Annotated in this window: 14 protein-coding genes; 6 read left to right on the forward strand and 8 right to left on the reverse strand. The window is 71.4% G+C overall.

Annotated features, from left to right (window positions below):
- Window positions 1–155: 155 nt before the first annotated feature.
- On the forward strand, window positions 156–818 hold the full coding sequence (locus tag AB0411_RS03375; RefSeq protein ID WP_018536954.1) for a response regulator transcription factor: 663 nt from the start codon (window positions 156–158) through the stop codon (window positions 816–818).
- Window positions 819–895: 77 nt separating this feature from the next.
- Entirely contained in the window at window positions 896–2,170 is a 1,275-nt protein-coding gene (locus tag AB0411_RS03380; protein WP_366415475.1) for a ribonuclease D, read from the forward strand.
- 248 nt (window positions 2,171–2,418) lie between these two features.
- Here AB0411_RS03380 and AB0411_RS03385 read toward each other — a convergent pair whose 3' ends face one another.
- A complete protein-coding gene (locus tag AB0411_RS03385; protein ID WP_366415476.1) occupies window positions 2,419–3,069 on the reverse strand; it encodes a PepSY domain-containing protein in 651 nt (216 codons plus the stop codon).
- 271 nt (window positions 3,070–3,340) lie between these two features.
- Between AB0411_RS03385 and AB0411_RS03390 the strand changes: the two genes are divergently transcribed.
- From AB0411_RS03390 to AB0411_RS03400, 3 genes are all read left to right on the forward strand, one after another.
- On the forward strand, window positions 3,341–4,567 hold the full coding sequence (locus AB0411_RS03390; RefSeq protein WP_366415478.1) for a thiolase family protein: 1,227 nt from the start codon (window positions 3,341–3,343) through the stop codon (window positions 4,565–4,567).
- Window positions 4,564–6,699, forward strand: coding sequence for a 3-hydroxyacyl-CoA dehydrogenase NAD-binding domain-containing protein (locus AB0411_RS03395; protein WP_366415479.1), 2,136 nt, complete (start codon window positions 4,564–4,566; stop codon window positions 6,697–6,699). The genes AB0411_RS03390 and AB0411_RS03395 overlap by 4 nt, the downstream gene beginning before the upstream one ends.
- Window positions 6,700–6,823: 124 nt before the next feature.
- The gene (locus AB0411_RS03400) at window positions 6,824–7,216 is read left to right on the forward strand and encodes an NTP pyrophosphohydrolase (protein ID WP_366415480.1); all 393 of its coding nucleotides are present in this window, start codon (window positions 6,824–6,826) and stop codon (window positions 7,214–7,216) included.
- Window positions 7,217–7,306: 90 nt separating this feature from the next.
- Here AB0411_RS03400 and AB0411_RS03405 read toward each other — a convergent pair whose 3' ends face one another.
- Together AB0411_RS03405 and AB0411_RS03410 are read right to left on the reverse strand one after the other, a co-directional pair.
- On the reverse strand, window positions 7,307–7,954 hold the full coding sequence (locus AB0411_RS03405) for a response regulator transcription factor (RefSeq protein WP_366415481.1): 648 nt from the start codon (window positions 7,952–7,954) through the stop codon (window positions 7,307–7,309).
- Window positions 7,939–9,198 (reverse strand): sensor histidine kinase, encoded by a 1,260-nt coding sequence (locus tag AB0411_RS03410; RefSeq protein ID WP_366415482.1) that lies wholly within the window; start codon window positions 9,196–9,198, stop codon window positions 7,939–7,941. The genes AB0411_RS03405 and AB0411_RS03410 overlap by 16 nt, the downstream gene beginning before the upstream one ends.
- 187 nt (window positions 9,199–9,385) lie before the next feature.
- Between AB0411_RS03410 and AB0411_RS03415 the strand changes: the two genes are divergently transcribed.
- Window positions 9,386–9,826: a hypothetical protein gene (locus AB0411_RS03415; RefSeq protein WP_366415483.1), complete on the forward strand. Its 441-nt coding sequence runs from the start codon at window positions 9,386–9,388 to the stop codon at window positions 9,824–9,826.
- A 155-nt stretch (window positions 9,827–9,981) separates the two neighbouring features.
- On the opposite strand, the gene AB0411_RS03420 is transcribed toward AB0411_RS03415, so the two are convergent.
- The 5 genes from AB0411_RS03420 to AB0411_RS03440 all read right to left on the reverse strand — a co-directional run bounded on the left by AB0411_RS03420 (window position 9,982) and on the right by AB0411_RS03440 (window position 17,417).
- A complete protein-coding gene (locus AB0411_RS03420) occupies window positions 9,982–11,511 on the reverse strand; it encodes an amino acid permease (protein WP_366415484.1) in 1,530 nt (509 codons plus the stop codon).
- Window positions 11,512–11,709: 198 nt separating this feature from the next.
- Entirely contained in the window at window positions 11,710–13,722 is a 2,013-nt protein-coding gene (dxs, locus tag AB0411_RS03425) for a 1-deoxy-D-xylulose-5-phosphate synthase (protein ID WP_366415485.1), read from the reverse strand.
- A 212-nt stretch (window positions 13,723–13,934) separates the two neighbouring features.
- Window positions 13,935–15,242: a sugar ABC transporter permease gene (locus AB0411_RS03430; protein WP_366415486.1), complete on the reverse strand. Its 1,308-nt coding sequence runs from the start codon at window positions 15,240–15,242 to the stop codon at window positions 13,935–13,937.
- Window positions 15,239–16,039, reverse strand: coding sequence for an ATP-binding cassette domain-containing protein (locus tag AB0411_RS03435; RefSeq protein ID WP_311624587.1), 801 nt, complete (start codon window positions 16,037–16,039; stop codon window positions 15,239–15,241). Before AB0411_RS03435 ends, AB0411_RS03430 begins: the two co-directional genes overlap by 4 nt.
- A gap of 286 nt (window positions 16,040–16,325) precedes the next feature.
- Window positions 16,326–17,417 (reverse strand): sugar ABC transporter substrate-binding protein, encoded by a 1,092-nt coding sequence (locus AB0411_RS03440; protein WP_366415487.1) that lies wholly within the window; start codon window positions 17,415–17,417, stop codon window positions 16,326–16,328.
- Window positions 17,418–17,501 lie beyond the last annotated feature (84 nt).

Genomic DNA, 17,501 nt, shown 5'->3' on the forward strand with positions numbered 1-17,501 from the left:
ATCCGATTTGCCCGAATTGCCCCTAACTAAATCGTGATCAAAGTCTAAAGTCCCGCCGGATTGCTGCCGAAGAGGTCAGTGACCCTTCAAACACGGATTATTCCGGCTCCCCCCAGCCGGCTTCCGTCCCCCCGCCACTCCCCCCAGGAGGCCCGGTGTCTGTTCTCCTCGAGCAACCTTCGAGCCTGGTCGCCTACCGCCCGAACAAGCCGACGGCCATGGTCGTCGTCGCCGACCCTCGCGTCCGCTCCACCGTCACCCGCCACCTGTGGGCCCTCGGAGTGCGTGATGTCATCGAGGCGTCGTCCATCGCGGAGGCCCGTCCCCGCGTCGGCAACCCGCGCGACATCTGCGTGGCCGACGTCCACCTTCCCGACGGCTCCGGCCTCACGCTCCTGTCCGAGACCCGGGCCGCCGGCTGGCCCAACGGCCTCGCGCTGTCCGCGGCCGACGACATCGGCGCCGTGCGCAACGCCCTGGCCGGCGGCGTCAAGGGCTACGTCGTCACCGGCACCCGCACCAACCTGGGCCTTCCGGGCCGTCCCGGCACCTCCCCGATCGGCGCCAACGCGGCCCGTATGCAGCGCCGTCCCCCGGGTGCCCCCGGCCACCCCGGCGGCTACCGGGAGCTGTCGGGCCGCGAGGTCGAGGTGTTGCGGCTGGTGGCGGAGGGCCAGTCCAACAAGGCCATCGGCGTCTCGATGGGGCTGTCGGCGCTGACCGTGAAGAGCCACCTGGCCCGTATCGCCCGCAAGCTCGGCACCGGCGACCGGGCCGGAATGGTGGCGGTCGCCCTGCGCACCGGGATCATTCACTGACCGTCCATCCGACCGGCTCGCCCGTCGAGGGAACGTTCCCTCGACGGGCGACGTGCATACACAGATACCCTTGACTGGTGACCGACGCCCAAAAGACCGCAGCAGACACGACACTGCGAGCGACCGGAGACTCTCCTCCGGATCCCCGACCGGCGCCGGTCCCTCTCCTGGAGCCCCGCGAGGGCATCCCCCCGGTGACCGCCACCGACGAGGCGCTCGCCGAGCTCGTGGCCGCCTTCGCGGCCGGCACGGGTCCGGTGGCCGTCGACGCCGAGCGCGCCTCGGGATACCGCTACGGCCAGCGCGCCTACCTGGTACAGCTGCGCCGCGAAGGCGCCGGCAGCGTGCTCATCGACCCGGTCGGCTGCCCCGACCTGTCGGCGCTGGGCGAGGCGATCGGCGACGCCGAATGGGTGCTGCACGCCGCCACCCAGGACCTGCCGTGCCTGCGTGACATAGGGATGGTCCCCACCCGGCTGTTCGACACCGAGCTGGCCGGCCGGCTGGCCGGCTTCGCCCGGGTGGGCCTGGGCGCCATGGTCGAGAACGTCCTCGGCTTCGCTCTGGAGAAGGGACACTCCGCCGTCGACTGGTCCACCCGCCCGCTGCCCGAACCCTGGCTGCGCTACGCCGCGCTCGATGTCGAGCTGCTGGTGGACCTGCGCGACGCGCTGGAGGAGGAACTGCGGCGGCAGGGGAAGCTGGAGTGGGCCCGGCAGGAGTTCGCGGCGATCGCCGCGGCTCCCCCACCGCCGCCCCGCAAGGACCCCTGGCGCCGCACCTCCGGCATGCACAAGGTCAGACGGCGCCGTCAGATGGCGGTCGTACGGGAGCTGTGGACGGCCCGTGACCAGGTGGCGCAGCGTCGGGACGTCTCACCCGGCAAGGTGCTCGGGGACGCCGCGATCGTGGAGGCGGCGCTGAACCTGCCGCCGAACAGCCACGCACTGGCCGCGCTCCCCGGCTTCGGCCACCGCATGGGCCGCCGGCAGCTGGAGCAGTGGCAGGCCGCCGTCGACCGCGCCCGCGCGCTGGCCGAGAACGAGCTGCCGCAGCCCGGCCAGCCGCTCAACGGGCCGCCGCCGCCCCGCGCCTGGGCCGACAAGGACCCGGTCGCCGCGGCCCGGCTGTCGGCCGCCCGCGCCGCGGTCACCGCGCTCGCCGAGAGCCTCAATCTCCCGCAGGAGAACCTGATCACTCCGGACACGGTGCGCCGGCTGTGCTGGGAGCCGCCGGCCGAGCCGAGCCGGGAGTCGGTCGCCGAGGTGCTGTCGGGCCATGGCGCCCGCCCCTGGCAGATCGAGCAGGTCACGCCGATCCTCACCGAGGCGCTGCTGACCGACGGCGACTGACGCCGGCGGCACGGCTTTGCGTGTGCCGCGCCGCCCGCCGTCGCGCGCCGCGTGCCCCGCCGTCACCGTTCGCCGTGGCGGCGGGAGCGTTTCCCGCCGCCACGGCGCGGCGCCGGGACGGTGCGGGGACCGGCACCATGCGTCCCGGCCGGAGAGAGGGCATCGGAGGATCCGGCGGAGCGACCCGAGGGGTGGCGTCCCGCTCCCCGACCGGTCGGGAGTCCGGCGCCACCCCTGGGTTCCCCGGTTCAGTCCTGGTTGACGTGCATCCACAGGACCTTGCGGCTGGCCGCGTCGATCCCGTAGGAGGTCTCGTTCCAGTTGTCGGGGGTCACGACGCCCACGGTCCAGGCCACCGCGTCGCTCCCGTTCTGGGCATCGCCGAGTTCGATGGTGGTGACGGTGCCCTTGGTCTTGTCGGTGGCCGTCTGCGCGGCCTGCTGGGCCGTGACCTTGGCCTTGGACAGCCGGTCGGCCAGCTGCTGTTTGTCGCCGGAGTCGTCCGACTCGGTGTGCGGCTGCTCGGCCTTTCCGGAGACCGCGTCGACGCGGGCGGTGTGCACCGTCCCGTCGGTCGTCGCGACCGCGGTGCTCCAATAGGGGCTGGCGGGCGACCCCTTGAGCTCCGCGGCGATCGCCTTCGAGCCGGGGACGGCCGCGACCGCCGACTTCAGCGCCTGCTCGTAGCCCACCTTGGCCTTGGGGATCAGGGCCTTGCGCTGCGCCTGCTCCGCGCTGAGCGAGCTGCTCGGGGAGGCGGGGGCGGAGGCGGGCACCGCCCGCTTGGGGGCGCTCTCCTTCTCGCTGTTCCCGCAGCCCGACAGCAGCGCGCCCGCGGCGGCGACGGCGCAGACCAGGCCGATCGCGCACGGTCCCACCGGACGCCCATATCGGGTCACGACACCACTCCTTTTCGTATCCATATGGGCACTTTAAGTGTGTGATGGGATGAATTGCGCCAAGACCCGACTGCATTCGGTCGTTTTTGATCAGCAGGTTCCGCCGCTTGCCGCGCGCCCGCCCGGCGGGAGGCCCCGCGCTCCGGTGTGACGTTCACCGCTCCGGGCGGTGGGGGTGTGCAGCTTGGTTACCCGTAAGTAGCATGTCGGTGTGAAGCGTCCCCCGGGGCGCCCCGCAGCAGTGCCATCCCGCACATGGAGGAGAGCCAACGTGCCTCGTACCGCTAGGGACGTCGTCTTCGTCGACGGCGTCCGCACCCCGTTCGGCAAGGCGGGCCCGAAGGGCATCTACCACGAGACCCGCGCCGACGATCTCGTCGTGAAGGCCATCCGGGAGCTGCTGCGCCGCAACCCGGACCTGGACCCCGCGAAGATCGACGAGGTCGCCATCGCCGCCACCACCCAGATCGGTGACCAGGGCCTGACCCTCGGCCGGACCGCCGGCATCCTCGCCGGCCTCCCGCAGTCCGTGCCCGGTTACTCCATCGACCGCATGTGTGCCGGTGCCCTGACCGCCGTGACCGCCACCGCCGGCTCCATCGCCTTCGGTGCGTACGACGCCGTCATCGCCGGTGGTGTCGAGCACATGGGGCGCCACCCCATGGGCGAGGCCGTCGACCCGAACCCGCGGTTCGTGAGCGAGAAGCTCGTCGACCAGTCCGCGCTGTTCATGGGCATGACCGCGGAGAACCTCCACGACCGCTACCCGCACATCACCAAGCAGCGCGCCGACGAGTACGCCGTGCGCTCGCAGGAGAAGGCGGCGAAGGCGTACGCGAACGGCAAGATCCAGCAGGACCTGGTGCCGATCTCGGTGCGCAACACCAACGCGGAGGTCGGCGAGACCGGCTGGGGCCTGGTGACCGCCGACGAGCCGATGCGCCCGGGGACGACCCTGGAGAACCTCGCCGGGCTGAAGACGCCGTTCCGCACCCACGGCCGCGTCACGGCCGGTAACGCCGCGGGCCTCAACGACGGCGCCACCGCCTCGATCCTCGCCTCCGAGGACTTCGCCCGGGAGAACGACCTCCCGGTCAAGATGCGCCTGGTCTCCTACGCCTTCGCCGGCGTCGAGCCCGAGGTCATGGGCTACGGCCCGATCCCGGCCACCGAGAAGGCCCTCGCCAAGGCGGGCCTCGGCATCGGTGACATCGGCCTGTTCGAGGTCAACGAGGCGTTCGCCGTGCAGGTGCTCGCCTTCCTCGACCACTACGGCATCGCGGACGACGACGCGCGCGTCAACCAGTACGGCGGCGCCATCGCCTTCGGCCACCCGCTGGCCTCCTCCGGCGTGCGGCTGATGACGCAGCTGGCCCGGCAGTTCGAGGAGCAGCCGGAGGTCCGCTACGGCCTGACCACCATGTGCGTCGGCTTCGGCATGGGCGCGACGGTCATCTGGGAGAACCCGAACCACAAGGACGCCGGAGGCGACAAGTGAGCACCACCACCACCGCCGAACTCCTGAAGGGTGCGGCCGAGCTGTTCCCGGACGAGGTCGTCACGTCGGCGCACGTCCGCCACCTCGACCTGCCGTACGGCGCGGGCAAGTTCGCGCTGATCACGCTGGACAACGGCTTCGACCACACCAAGCCGACCACCTTCGGCCCCGGCTCGCTGGCGAACCTCAACGCCGCGATCGACCAGGTCGAGAAGGAGGCCGCGGACGGCGACATCGTCGGCGTCGGCGTCACCGGCAAGCCGTTCATCTTCGCCGTCGGCGCCGACCTCAAGGGCGTCGAGCTGCTCAAGCGCCACGAGGACGCGCTGGCCATCGGCAAGGGCGGCCACGAGGTCTTCAAGCGGCTCGCGAAGCTCGCCGTACCGACCTTCGCCTACTACAACGGTGCCGCGATGGGCGGTGGCGTCGAGGTCGGTCTGCACTGCTCCTACCGCACCGTCTCCAAGGCCCTCCCGGCCTTCTCGCTGCCCGAGGTCTTCCTCGGTCTCGTCCCGGGCTGGGGCGGCTGTGCGCTGCTGCCGAACCTCATCGGCGCGGACAAGGCCGTCTCGGTCATCATCGAGAACTCGCTCAACCAGAACAAGCAGCTCAAGGGCCAGCAGGTCTTCGACCTCGGCATCGCGGACGCGATCTTCGAGGGCGCGGACTTCCTGGAGCAGTCGCTGATCTGGACCGCGAACGTCCTCAAGGGCGACGTGGCCGTCGAGCGCGCCGAGATCGACCGCGGTGAGGCCTGGGACCAGGCCGTCGCCAAGGGCAAGTTCATCGCCGACGGCAAGGTGCACGGCGCCGCCCCGGCCGCCTACCGGGCGCTGGACATCATCGCCGCCGCCAAGGACGGCGACCTGCAGGCCGGTTTCGACGCCGAGGACCAGGCCCTGGCGGACCTGATCATGGGTGGCGAACTCCGCGCCGGCATCTACTCGTTCAACCTGGTGCAGAAGCGTGCCAAGCGGCCCGCCGGTGCGCCGGACAAGAACCTGGCCCGCCCGGTCAGCAAGGTCGGTGTCGTCGGCGCCGGTCTGATGGCCTCGCAGCTGGCCCTGCTGTTCCTGCGCCGCCTCGAGGTGCCGGTCGTGCTGACCGACATCGACCAGGAGCGCGTCGACAAGGGTGTGGGCTACGTCCACGCCGAGATCGACAAGCTGCTCGGCAAGGGCCGGATCAACCAGGACAAGGCCAACCGCCTCAAGGCCCTGGTCTCCGGCGTGCTCGACAAGGCCGAGGGCTTCTCCGACGCCGACTTCATCATCGAGGCGGTCTTCGAGGAGATCGGCGTCAAGCAGACGGTGTTCGCGGAGGTGGAGGCCGTCGCCCCGGCGCACGCCATCCTCGCCACCAACACCTCCTCGCTGTCGGTCAGCGAGATGGCCTCGAAGCTGAAGCACCCCGAGCGGGTCGTCGGCTTCCACTTCTTCAACCCGGTCGCGATCCTCCCGCTGCTGGAGATCGTGCGCGGCGAGAAGACCGACGACGCCTCGCTGGCCACCGCCTTCGCGGTCGCCAAGAAGCTGAAGAAGACCGCGGTGCTCACCAAGGACGCCCCGGCGTTCGTGGTCAACCGCATCCTGACCCGCTTCATGGGCGAGATCCAGAACGTCATCGACGAGGGCACCCCGGTCGACGTCGCCGAGAAGGCCATCGAGCCGCTCGGTCTGCCGATGTCGCCGCTGGTGCTGCTGGAGCTGGTCGGCCCGGCGATCGGTCTGCACGTCTCCGAGACGCTCAACCGCTCCTTCCCGGACCGCTTCACGGTCTCCCCGAACCTCAAGGCCGTCGTCGAGGCCGGCAAGCGCGGCTTCTACGTCTACGACTCCGGCAAGCCGGAGCTGGACCCCGAGGTCGCCGCGCTCCTCAAGCAGGGCGACTCGGTGCTGACCCAGGAGCAGGTCCGCGACCGCGTCCTGGACGCGGTGGCACAGGAGATCGGCCTGATGCTGGACGAGGGCGTGGTCGCCGAGGCGCAGGACATCGACCTGTGCCTGATCACCGGCGCCGGCTGGCCCTTCCACCTGGGCGGCATCACGCCGTACCTGGACCGCGCGGGTGTCTCCGAGCGGGTGCGGGGCAAGAAGTTCCTGGCCCCGGGCATCGCGAGCGTTCCCGCGTAAGGACGCACTGATCACCACGGCGCGGGCCGGCTCGGCGGAGCCGGCCCGCGCTGTCGTGCGCCGGGAAGCCGCCGGACCTGCCCCGCGGCATGGACGGCTGCGCCCGGCGTGGGAAGGTGGCGGCATGGAATCCATGGTCGTGGTCGATGCCGCCAATGTCGTCGGCTCGGTGCCGGACGGCTGGTGGCGCGACCGGCACGGCGCGGCGGAGCGGCTGCGCGACGCGCTGGTCGAGTACGCCGGCACGGGACTGCCCGGGCTGGTGGCACCCCCCGTGGAGCTGGTCCTGGTGGTGGAGGGCGCGGCCCGCGGGGTCGAGTCCGTCGAAGGCGTGCGGGTGGTATCGGCGAGCGGCAGCGGCGACGACCGGATCGTGCAGCTGGTCGCGGAGGAGTGCGGCGACCGGGACTGCCTGGTGGTCACCGCGGACCGCGAACTGCGCACCCGCGTCCAGGCACTGGGCGCCCGGGTCACGGGCCCGCGAGCGGTGTGGGGCCGGGGGCGGGGCGGGGACTAGCGGCCACCAGGGCGGCAGCCGGGGGATCTTCGCCCGGGCCGGGGCGGACGCCGGGCGCGGCCGCCGCGTCCGCCCGGGCCCGGGACGCGGTCAGGGCCGGTTCAGGTAGGTGAGGACGGCGCGGACGCGGCGGTTGTGGTGGTCGTCGTCGGTGATGCCGAGCTTGCCGAACAGGGAGGTGGTGTACTTGCTGATGGCGCTGTCGCTGAGGAAGAGCCGTCGGCCGATGGCCTGGTTGGACAGGCCCTCGGCCATGAGGGCGAGTACGGAGTGCTCACGTGCGGTGAGCCCTTCGAGGCGCCGGCGGGAGGGCCCGCCGGCCAGCAGTTTGGCGATGACGGCCGGGTCCATGGCGGTCCCGCCGCGGGCGACGCGTTCCAGGGCGTCGATGAACTGGTCGGCGTCGAACACGCTCTCCTTGAGGAGATAGCCGACGCCGCCGGAGCCGTCGGCCAACAGCTCGCGGGCGTAGAGCTGTTCCACGTGCTGGGAGAGGATCAGGACGGGCAGTCCGGGCAGTTGGCCGCGGGCGGCCAGCGCGGCCCGCAGGCCCTCGTCCGACTGCGCCGGCGGCATCCGGACATCGACGACGGCCACATCGGGGCGCCGGGCCAGCAGCGCCTCCAGCGTCTCGGGCCCGGTGGTCGCGGTCGCCACCACCTCGTGCCCGTACGCCTCGAGGAGACGGACCATGCCGTCGCGCAGGAGATAGAGGTCCTCGGCTACAACGATGCGCATGGCACCATCATCCTCGCCCGGGTCGGACCGCCTTCCGGGCTGGTGATCTCCAGCGTGCCGTCGAAGACCGCGAGCCGGCGGCGCAGCCCCGCGAGTCCGCCGCCGGGCCGCACCGCCGCACCGCCGCGGCCGTCGTCCTCGACGTCGACGACGAGGCCGGTGCCGTCCCGGGCGACGACGATCCGCGCCCGGGTCGCCCGGGCGTGCTTGACCGCGTTGGTCACCAGCTCGGCGATCCCGAAGTACAGGGCGGACTCGATCGGCGGGTCCAGGCGGAGCCGGAGCTCGGCCTCGACCGCCACGTCCAGCGGGCTGTCCAGGGCGAAGGCGCGTACGGCGGCGAGGAGGCCGCGCTCGTTCAGCACCGGCGGGCTGATGCCGCTGACCAGTTCGCGGAGCTCGGTCAGCGAGGTGGCGGCGCCCGCCCGCGCCTCCCGCAGCAGCGCCCTGGCCCGGTCGGGGTCGGTCTCCATCAGCTTCTCCGCGGTCGCCAGGGAGAGCCCGAGCCCGACCAGGCGCGCCTGTGCCCCGTCGTGCAGGTCCCGTTCGATCCGGCGGATCTCGGCGGCCTGCGCGACCGTGGTGTCCGCGCGCTGGGCCGTCAGCTCGTCCACGCGTTGTGCCAGCGCCATCGCGGGCGAGGCGCGCAGGAAGCGGACGGCCACCGGTTCGGCGCACCGCCAGGCGTACGGGGCGGTGGCGAGGGCAACGGCCAGGCCGAGCACGCCGATCGCGCGCGCGGCGGGCTCCATCCGGCCGAGCCCGAGGACCGCCGCGGCCACCCCGGCCGGCGGGAGGGCCGCGACCGCGCCCGCGGTGAACGGTGCGATCGCCGTGAACCGCAGGTCGCGCCGGGTGGCGGGGTCGCTCCAGCGGATCCGCCACTTCTGGTCCAAAAGGGCGTCGCGGCTGGTGCGCTCATAGCCGAAGCCGTTCCACCAGTAGCCGGTGGACATCCGCGTCACCGGCCCGGCCTGCCGGTATCCGGCGGGCACGACGGTGGCCGTCCACCGCGCGACGAGGTGGCGGAACATCCGGCACACCGGGCGGGACAGGGCGAGAGTGCCCCCGCACACCAGCACGCACGGGGCCGTCCACGACCACGGGTTGCCCGCCCCCCACCGGATCCCCAGCGCCACGGCCCCGGCCCACACGGCCGGGACCAGCAGGCTGACGACCAGCACGGCGCAGGCGCGCACGAACCCCGTGCAGGCGCTCGCCGCCCACGACCTCAGCTGTCGCATGTCTCTTCCTCTCCCCTACGGCTCGGTGGCTCCACTGTGCGCCGCGCGGAGCCCGGTCCGGCCCGGATCGGCCCGGAAGTGGGTCCGGCCCCACCCGGTCGTGCGTCCAGGCCGATACCGGGCCGCCTCCGCGCTTCCTAGCGTCGGGGCCACAGCCACACCTGCCGGCACAAGGGAAGAAGGAACCATGGGGACCACCCGCCGCACCACGGCCGAGCCCGCCCGCCTCGGACATCCGCAGGCCCAACAGGCCTTCGGCAGGGCGAAGATCCTCGTTGCTGCCTACGGTGCGCTGAGCGCCGCCGTCCTCGCCGCCGTCGCCGTCCGCGCGCTCACCGGGCACCCGGTGACCTCGTTCCTGTGGGGCCGGTCGGCCGGGGTGCTGGCGAGCGCCGCGGTGACCTACTGGCTGACCGTCCTCGCGGCGCGGGGAGCGCGGTGGGCCTTCCTCCGGGTGCGCGTCATCTCCGTCCTCATGCCGCTCGTGATCGTCGGCGTCGACCTGATCCCCGGTCTCTGCCCGGCGTGGTTCGCCCTGGTGCAGGCCACGTGCGCGCTCGCCGTCGGCGCGGCCGCCTTCGTCGTCAACGGGCCCCTCCTGCGCGCCGCCTTCCGCCAGGCGCGCTGACCTCCCGCGCTCGCGCGGACGTTGCGCGGCCGGGCCGCGGTCCGCGGGTCCCTCGCGGGCAAGGACGAGCCCCGTACTCCGCGGCGAGCGGCGTACGGGGCTGTCCGGCGCCGGGCGGGGATCGGACCGGGCGGGATCGGAGGTGCGCGCCGGTCTCAGTCCTTGCCGCCGCCCTGCCGGTTGCGCAGGCCGAGGCGGCTGTGCGAGCGCCCGTACAGGAAGTAGACGCCGAACCCGACGACCATCCAGATCGCGAACCGGACCCAGGTCTCCGCGGGCAGGTTGAGCATCAGCCACACCGAGGCGATCACCGACAGCATCGGCACCACCGGCACCCACGGCGTACGGAAGGAACGGGGCAGGTCGGGCCGGGAGCGGCGGAGCAGGACGACACCGATGGCGACCACGACGAACGCGAAGAGCGTGCCGATGTTGACCAGTTCGGCGAGTTCGTCGATCGAGGTGAAGCCGGAGACGACGGCGACGACGCCGCCCAGCGCGAGGGTGGAGCGGTAGGGGGTGCCGAAGCGGGGGTGGGAGCGGGAGAAGGCCCGCGGCAGCAGGCCGTCGCGGCTCATCGCGAAGAACACCCGGCTCTGGCCGAGCAGCAGGATCATGCTGACCGAGGTCAGGCCGACGGCGGCGCCGAAGCTGATCACGCCGGCGAAGAAGGGGTGCCCGAGGTCCTTGAAGGCATCGGCGAGCGGAGCGTCGGTGGAGAGCTTGCTGTACTTCTCCATGCCGGTGACGACGACCGAGACGGCCACATAGAGCACCGTGCAGATGGCCAGCGAGCCGAGGATGCCGCGGGGCACGTCGCGCTGCGGGTTGCGGGTCTCCTCCGCCGCGGTGGCCACGATGTCGAAGCCGATGAAGGCGAAGAAGACCACGGCCGCGGCGGCGAAGATGCCCATGGTCCCGAAGTTGGACGGCTCGAAGCCGAACAGCAGCTGCGACAGCGGCGCGGCCAGCCCGCCGCCGGCCTCGCTGGACTTGCTGGGCGGGATGAAGGGCGTGTAGTTGGCGCCGCTGATGAGGAACGCCCCGGCGACGATGACCAGCAGGACGACGGTGACCTTGACCGCGACGACCAGCGCAGTCACCCGCGAGGACAGCTTCATCCCGAGCACCAGGATGCCGGTCAGTGCCAGGACGAGGAGGGTGGCGAGCAGGTCGAAGCCGAAGTGCCCCTCATGGGTGCCGGAGAGCCCCGCCGGCAGATGCAGTCCGGCGCTGTCCAGGAGGGAGCGGACATAGCCGGACCAGCCGACGGCGACCACCGCACAGCCCAGGGCGAGTTCCAGGATCAGGTCCCAGCCGATGATCCAGGCCGGCAGCTCGCCGAGTGAGGCGTACGAGAAGGTGTAGGCCGAGCCGGCGACCGGCACGGTGGAGGCGAATTCCGCGTAACACAGCGCCGCCAGCGCACAGACCACGCCCGCGACGACGAACGACAGCGCCACGGCCGGCCCGGCCTGCTCCTTGGCGATTTTTCCGGTGAGGACGAAAATGCCGGTGCCGATGACGACACCGACCCCGAAGACGGTCAGATCGAGCGCCGACAGGGACTTTTTGAGCGAATGCTCCGGCTCCTCGGTGTCCAGGATCGACTGCTCCACAGTCTTCGTCCGGAACATGCCGCGATTGCGGCGCGCATCGTGTGGTGTGCCGTGCTGTGTGCTCATGGGCGAACCTCCGCCTGGACGACCCTCGCAACTCTCCTGAACTGACCGAGTCTCCGCAATGTCAGGAAACAGTCAGCTTCGGCGGGCCTCCGGACGGCCGGGATTCACCCGATGGAGTGCGGCCGTGAACATGCCGATGGGCCGGGCGGAACATCCGTACGGATGACCGGCCGGCCCATCGAGCGGGCGTCCGCGGGATCAGTCGCGGGCGGCCTCCGCCCGCTCGGCCACGCCGTTGGTGCCGGCGGGCTCGGAGCGGAGCCGGGACTGCGGCAGGCCGTCGATCTTGGACACCAGGCCGGTCACCTGACGGGCGATGTCCGGTGCGGTGAGCCCGATCTCCGTCATGATCTCCTTGCGGGAGGCGTGGTCGAGGAACCGCTCGGGGATGCCGAAGTCGCGCAGCGGCAGGTCCACGCCGGCGTCCCGCAGGGCCTGCGCCACGGCCGAACCGACGCCGCCGGAACGGACGTTGTCCTCGACGGTCACCACGACCCGGTGCTTGGCGGCGAGGCCCGGCAGCGCCGCGTCGACCGGCTTGACCCAGCGCGGGTCGACGACGGTGGTGGAGATGCCCTGCTTGTCCAGGAGGTCGGCGATCTCCAGGCACATCGGGGCGAGCGCACCCACGGAGACCAGCAGGACGTCCGGGTGCTTGACGGCCTCGTCGGGCCTGCGCAGCACGTCCATGCCGCCCACCCGGTCGAGGGCCTCGACGGCCGGGCCGACCGCGCCCTTGGAGTACCGCACGACGGTCGGCGCGTCGTCGACCTCGACGGCCTCGCGCAGCTGGGCGCGTACCTGGTCGGCGTCGCGCGGCGCGGCGATCCGCAGACCGGGCACGACCTGCAGGATCGACATGTCCCACATGCCGTTGTGGGAGGCGCCGTCGGTGCCGGTGACACCGGCCCGGTCCAGCACGAAGGTGACACCGCACTTGTGCAGCGCCACGTCCATCAGCACCTGGTCGAAGGCGCGGTTGAGGAAGGTGGCGTAGACGGCGAAGACCGGGTGCAGGCCGCCGGTGGCCATGCCGGCCGCGGAGACCGCACCGTGCTGCTCGGCGATGCCGACGTCGTAGACCCGGTCGGGGAAGGCCTTGGCGAACTTGTCCAGGCCGACGGGCTGGAGCATGGCCGCCGTGATGGCCACGATGTCCTGGCGCTCCTTGCCGAGCTCGACCATCTCGTCGCCGAAGACGGAGGTCCAGTCCTTGCCGCCCGAGGAGATGGGCAGACCGGTGTCGGGGTGGATCTTGCCGACGGCGTGGAAGCGGTCCGCCTCGTCCTGGAGGGCGGGCTGGTAGCCGCGGCCCTTCTCGGTGAGGCAGTGCACGATGACCGGGCCGCCGAAGCGCTTGGCGCGCGTCAGGGCGGACTCCAGCGCCTCGATGTCATGGCCGTCGATCGGGCCGACGTACTTCAGGCCCAGGTCCTCGAACATGCCCTGCGGGGCGATGAAGTCCTTCAGGCCCTTCTTGGCGCCGTGCAGGGTCTCGTAGAGCGGCTTGCCGACGACGGGCGTGCGCTCCAGCAGGTCCTTGCCGCGGGCCAGGAAACGCTCGTAGCCGTCCGTGGTGCGCAGCGTCGCCAGGTGGTTGGCGAGGCCGCCGATGGTCGGGGCGTAGGAGCGCTCGTTGTCGTTGACGATGATGACGAGCGGGCGGTCCTTGGCCGCGGCGATGTTGTTGAGCGCCTCCCAGGCCATGCCGCCGGTCAGCGCGCCGTCACCGATGACCGCGGCGACCCGGTCGTCCGACCCGAGCACCTCATTGGCCTTGGCGATGCCCTCGGCCCAGCCCAGGACCGTGGAGGCGTGGCTGTTCTCGATGACGTCGTGCTCGGACTCGGCGCGGGACGGGTAGCCGGACAGGCCGCCCTTCGCCTTGAGCTTGGAGAAGTCCTGACGGCCGGTGAGCAGCTTGTGGACGTAGGACTGGTGCCCGGTGTCGAACAGCACCTTGTCCTTCGGGGAGTCGAAGACACGGTGCAGGGCGATGGTCAGTTCGACCACGCCGAGGTTCGGCCCGAGGTGTCCGCCGGTCTTGGACACCTCGTCGACAAGGAAGGTACGGATCTCCCCCGCCAGCTGCTCGAGCTGCTCCGGGCTCAGTCGGTCCAGATCGCGCGGTCCCCTGATCCGGGAGAGCAACGCCCTCCCGTCGCCTGCCGCCACCCCGGCCGGACGCGCTTTGCGCGGCACCTCCTGCACCCCTGCCTCCTTGCTGCTTGCTGCCGTGGATCGAGCTTGCCGATCAGATGAGTCTAATGTCGCGCCCGCCGCGCCGACGCCCGGGCCTTGCGATGTATGTCACTCGGGTGAAACCGGATCCGGCGCGCCGCCCGCGGGGCGCCGCCGCACGCGCACCGGCCCCCACCGGATGATGCCCGGTGGGGGCCGGTGCCGTCGGAACAGGGGCGCGATCAGGTGCGTCCGGCCGTTTTCTGCGTGCGGCGGGAGACCGAGTCGATCACCACGGCGGCGAGCAGCACCGCGCCGGTGATCATGTACTGGATCTCGCTCGCCATGCCGAGCAGGTTCAGGCCCTGCTGGATCGACTGGATGACCAGCATGCCCAGCAGCGCGGACCAGATCTTGCCGCGGCCGCCGAAGAGGCTGGTGCCGCCGATGACGGCCGCCGCGATGACGTTCATCAGGGTGTTGCCGGAGCCCAGGTTCTTGGTGGCGCCACCGGAGAGGCTGGCGATGAACAGGCCGCCGAAGGCCGCGAGCATGCCCGAGATGGCGAAGACGCTGATCCGGATCCGGTTCACGTTGATGCCGGCCCGGCGCGCCGCCTCGGCGTTGCCGCCGACCGCGAAGATCTGCCGCCCGTAGGGGGTACGGCGCACCACGAAGTCGGCGATGACCAGGACCGCGAGGAACAGCACCAGGGCCAGCGGCAGACCGCGGGCGCCGGCGGGCTCGTTCAGGACGTAGGCGACGGCGAAGGCCAGCACCGCGACCACGCCGGTGCGCAGCAGGATCTCGCTGAGCGGCCGGGAGGGCAGCGCGGCGGCCTTGCGGCGCTTGCTGTCGAGCAGCAGCGATCCGGCGTAGGCGAGGACCGCGATCAGCGCGAGACCGTAGGCCGCGGCCTTGTCCTCGAAGTAATAGCCGGTGAGGTTCTCCACCACGCTGCCGCTCGGCGTGTTGATGGAGCCTTCCTGGCCCATCATCCAGATCTGCAGGCCGCTCCAACCGAGAAATCCGGCCAGTGTGACGACGAAGGCCGGCACTCCGATCTTGGCGAAAAAGAACCCGTGCAGGGCACCGATGGCCACACCGGCCACGAGGGCGATCAGGACGGCGAGCCAGTCGTTGACGCCGTGGGTGACGCTGAGCACGGCCCATACGGCCGCGCCGACGCCCGCCACCGAGCCGACGGACAGGTCGATCTCGCCGAGCAGCAGCACGAAGACGATGCCGACGGCCATGATGCCGAGACCGGAGGTGTAGACACCGATGTTCGCGAGGCTGTCGGCGGACAGGAAGCTGCTGTTCTTGAGCTGGAAGACGACCGCGATGACGATCAGGCCGATGACGACCGGCAGCGAGCCCAGCTCACCGCCGCGCACCCGGCGCTTGAAGTCGTTGAGATAGCCGGCGAAGCCCTGTTCGCGGACGAGCAGACGCGGGTCGACGGCGGCCGGCTGGGGGGTGTCGGCGGCCGGGGCCGCCGCGGCCGCCTCGTCCTGGCCCGCGGCGGGCTGCTTGGTGAGATCACTCATGCGCCGGCCTCCTTCTTCACCTGGTCCGTACGCGCCTTGCGGCGGGTCACGGCGTTGTCCGAGGCGCCGGTGATGGCGGCGATGATCTCTTCGTGGGAGGTGCCCTCGACATCGAAGACACCGTTGTTGCGGCCCAGGCGCAGCACCGCGACCCGGTCCGCGACGGCCTGCACATCGGCCATGTTGTGGCTGATGAGGATGACGCCGAGCTCGCGCTCGCGCAGCCGCTCGACGAGGTCGAGGACCTGGGCGGTCTGCTCGACGCCGAGGGCGGCGGTGGGCTCGTCGAGGATGACGACCTTGGGGTCGCCGATCAGCGCGCGGGCGATGGCGACGACCTGCCGCTGTCCGCCGGAGAGCGCGGCGACGGGGATGCGGACGCTCGGGATGCGGATGGACAGCGTGTCCAGCAGCTCCTTGGCGCGCTTCTCCATCGCGATCTCGTCGAGGACGCCCGCGGTGCGGATCTCGTTGCCGAGGTAGAGGTTGGCGACGACATCGAGGTTGTCGCAGAGCGCGAGGTCCTGGTAGACGGTGGCGACGCCGAGTTCCTGGGCATCGTGCGGCTTGGTGATGCGGACCGCCGTGCCCTCCCATTCGATGGCGCCGTCGTCGACCGGGTGGACGCCCGAGATGGTCTTGACGAGGGTGGACTTGCCGGCGCCGTTGTCGCCGACGAGGGCGACCACCTCACCGGGGTGGATCTCCAGGGTGACGTCCGTGAGTGCTTGGACGGCGCCGAACCGCTTGGAGACTCCGCGCAACGCCAGCACAGGCGTAGCGGACACGTGAATCATCTCCTTCGCCGCCGTCACAACGGCGGGGATGGTGGTGCATGGAGCGGGGGGCTTGCGGGGAACGGTCCGGCGCGGCGCCCGGGACGGGACGAAGGCCGGGCGGGGTACGGCCGGGGCAGGGGCCGCGGGCGCAGTGCCGCGCGGCCCCGCCCGGCGGGGGCCCGGGGCCGGGGACCCGGGTGTGGGGAGTGCCGGTGGGCCGGGGCCCGGGGTGGAGAGGTGTACCGGTGGGCCGTGGCCGGGAGGCGTGGCCGACGGGCCCGGGGCCGGCGGCGGAGGCCGGGGCCTACTTGATGCCGGCCGCCGCGCAGGCCTTCTTGACGTCGCCGGTGCAGATCTGGCTCGCCTTGTAGACCTTGTCCTTGAGGATCGTGGAGGCGATGTTGTCCTTGGTCACGATCTGCGCGTCGTACAGCTTCGCCGGGATGCCCTTGACCTCGCCGCTGAGGCTGTCGACCTTGGTGTCCGTCAGGGCACCGATCTTCTCGCCCTTGAGCAGCTTGACCGCGATCGCGGCGGTGGAGTCGGCCTGCGGCTTGATCTGCTTGTAGATCGTGAAGGCCTGGTCGCCCTTGAGGATCCGCTGCAGGCCCGCGAGCTCGGCGTCCTGGCCGCCGACCGGGACCTTGACGCCCTTCTGCTTGAGCGCGGTGATGATGCCGCCGGCCATGCCGTCGTTGCCGGAGTAGACGCCCTGGATGCCGTCCTTGCCGAGCGAGTCGAGGGCCGCGTTCATCTTCTTGTTGGCCTCGTCGGTCGACCAGTCCGGGATGTCCTGCTCGTACGCGACCTTCTTGACCTGCTTGTCGAGGACGCTGTGGGCGCCCTTCTTGAAGAACGGCATGTTCGGGTCGGTCGGCGAACCGTTGATCATGACGACCTGGCTGTCCTCGGCCTTGTCGCCGAGCGCCTTGACCAGCGCCTGGCCCTGCAGGCGGCCGATCTTCTCGTTGTCGTAGGACACGTAGGCGGAGAGCTTGCCCTCGGCCAGCCGGTCGTAGGCGATGACCTTGACGCCCTTCGCGGCGGCCTGGTTCACCCAGGACTTGGTGGCCTTGAAGTCCACCGCGTCCAGGATGATCACCTTCACGCCCTGGGTGATCAGCGCGTCGAACTGCTTCTTCTGGGTCTCGGTCTCCTGCGCCGCGTTGTTGTACTTGACCTTGCAGTCGCTGCACAGCGCATGGATCTTCGCCTCCATCAGCGGGCGGTCGAAGGTCTCGTAACGCGTGGTCTTGTTCTCCGGCAGGAGCAGGCCGATGGTCTTGTTGTCGCCGCCGCCCTTGGCGTTGTCGCCGGCCTTGCCGCACGCGGCCACGGAGAGCGCCATCGAGACGGCGGCGGTGCCTATGACGACGCGACGCGTCCAAACGTTCATGGGGTTGCCTCCCTGACGAGGCCGCGTCGTTGCGGCCGAGGTGGCTGGAAGTCAACTCGGCCCCCAGCCGACCGTCAAGGAGTA

It is taken from the genome of Streptomyces angustmyceticus, assembly GCF_040701845.1.
In the GTDB taxonomy this organism is placed as follows: Bacteria; Actinomycetota; Actinomycetes; order Streptomycetales; family Streptomycetaceae; genus Streptomyces; species Streptomyces angustmyceticus_A.

Coding starts and splice junctions, on each gene's coding strand:
- AB0411_RS03400 (WP_366415480.1), top strand. CDS start 6,824: ATGGAATCCATGGTCGTGGTCGATGCCGCCAATGTCGTCGGCTCGGTG.
- AB0411_RS03405 (WP_366415481.1), bottom strand. CDS start 7,954: ATGCGCATCGTTGTAGCCGAGGACCTCTATCTCCTGCGCGACGGCATG.
- AB0411_RS03410 (WP_366415482.1), bottom strand. CDS start 9,198: ATGCGACAGCTGAGGTCGTGGGCGGCGAGCGCCTGCACGGGGTTCGTG.
- AB0411_RS03415 (WP_366415483.1), top strand. CDS start 9,386: ATGGGGACCACCCGCCGCACCACGGCCGAGCCCGCCCGCCTCGGACAT.
- AB0411_RS03420 (WP_366415484.1), bottom strand. CDS start 11,511: ATGAGCACACAGCACGGCACACCACACGATGCGCGCCGCAATCGCGGC.
- AB0411_RS03430 (WP_366415486.1), bottom strand. CDS start 15,242: ATGAGTGATCTCACCAAGCAGCCCGCCGCGGGCCAGGACGAGGCGGCC.
- AB0411_RS03435 (WP_311624587.1), bottom strand. CDS start 16,039: ATGATTCACGTGTCCGCTACGCCTGTGCTGGCGTTGCGCGGAGTCTCC.
- AB0411_RS03440 (WP_366415487.1), bottom strand. CDS start 17,417: ATGAACGTTTGGACGCGTCGCGTCGTCATAGGCACCGCCGCCGTCTCG.